2 protein-coding genes and 1 pseudogene are annotated in these 1,594 nt (G+C 35.3%); all 3 read left to right on the forward strand.

What is annotated here, in order from left to right; all coding sequences use genetic code 11:
- Positions 1-79: 79 nt before the first annotated feature.
- Positions 80-385: a hypothetical protein gene (locus tag VSA01S_RS19690; protein ID WP_145993920.1), complete on the forward strand. Its 306-nt coding sequence runs from the start codon at positions 80-82 to the stop codon at positions 383-385.
- A gap of 313 nt (positions 386-698) precedes the next feature.
- Positions 699-1,220, forward strand: a complete 522-nt coding sequence (locus VSA01S_RS19695) for a hypothetical protein (protein WP_039983314.1) — start codon at positions 699-701, stop codon at positions 1,218-1,220.
- Between the two features lie 290 nt (positions 1,221-1,510).
- A pseudogene (locus VSA01S_RS20640) lies at positions 1,511-1,594 on the forward strand (IS6 family transposase); the annotation flags it as partial.

A 1,594-nucleotide genomic window follows, 5' to 3' on the forward strand; every position in this document is an offset into this window, starting at 1 on the left:
GGGGCTTGTTACAAAAACATCACACTGATATTGTTAAGCAAGTTTTAACCTCAAGATGCTTGATTCAGAGCGAGGTCACTTGGGTATAGTAAAAAACGAAAAAGGAAAATGTATGATATGTTTAGGGAGTGTGGGAAATAACTACTTATTCTATGACCATGATGGTTATTATGTGCAACAGTTAATCGGAGGCATGCTGAGTGAAAGAGTTATCGATTACAAACTGACAAAAGAAGAAGAAAATAGCTACAGACTAATAGGTTTAAAGGCATTAAACCCTGTTTTAGATCATTTTTATAAATATGAAAATCATAGTGATCTTAATTTATCTGAGCGTCAGATAAGTAGTGAAAAAAGAGCATCTTTTTTTGAGTGTAGGAAGTAATTGTATTTGATATATCACACATCCATTTTATGTTAAAGGCAGAGTTCTCCTACACTGTTCTTGTTGCAAAAATAAGGGGGATAATTAAAAACCCATCCTTCATTGACACACCTTTACGAAGTCCGTTTTATCGAACAAAAAGTACATCACAAACAATAATGACAGTCTATTTAGTTAATACGATATCATCTTTAGTAAAAAAAATTATTTAAATCTAATTATAATAAAGAGCCATATTTCAAAAAACATGAGATTTGTATAATAGCTAAAGCTTATGCAAAATTCCTATAGTAATGATATAAGAGAAATTACATTGAAAAAAATTGCATTGATTATTCTAATGGTTATGTCAACTCAGTCATATGCGAGTGAGCTGAGTGGTAGTGATATTACTGAAACGACAAAAGGTGTTATTTCTGGATTTGTTAAGTTTAGTAAAGACCTCGTCGAAGGTGTCGATGAAGGCGTTAACGAAGGAAGAAAAACCGGTCTCAGTAAAGACGGCGCCCTGATCATTAACAATACTGAAGATTTGAAAAAATATTTAGAAATTAAAGTATTAAATGTTAAAAAGGTAGGGGAAAATGGTGCTTCCATTGAGGTAGGCTTTAAGAGTGCGCATCATGAGCCTATTCGTATCATAAACCTAATCGAGTCAGAGAATGTTCTTGTGGTTGATAAAGAGGAATATGGAACCAACCTTTGGTCTGGTAAAAGTAACCCGCAGCAAATTACAGTGCCAAGTAAAGCAGGACGTAAAGCGACGTTCTATTTTGAACTGCCTCCAGAATCAATTAAATCCATACGCTTCTTTGGCATGCCATTCGATATCTAGAGGCTCAATTCCAGGAGGACTTCCCCGAATTTACTTGTGCGTAACGCTTTAATTTCAAGATTTCGTAAGAGATTTCAGAATTATTCACGTGTACTTTCTGGTTTAAAGAGCAAGCGTCTCTCAATCGACACCTTCTTATGATGGAGCATTCTGAGTAACCTAGCTTACTTCATTTATATCCATCATGAGGACGTATGTCAAACCAGCTAACCTTCAAAGAGGGTTCTGTCGCAAACTTAGAGCTCCATAGTTAAAATTCGCTTAATTTCCACTCATGATGCTGATTCTTAATGTTTAAAGGTTGCCACTTTCCCTCTGAAGTTATTCTCGAAACTGTTCGCTACTACCTCGCTTACAAGCTGAGATATCGAGAA

This window comes from Vibrio sagamiensis NBRC 104589 (genome assembly GCF_007990935.1).
Taxonomy (GTDB): Bacteria; Pseudomonadota; Gammaproteobacteria; order Enterobacterales; family Vibrionaceae; genus Vibrio; species Vibrio sagamiensis.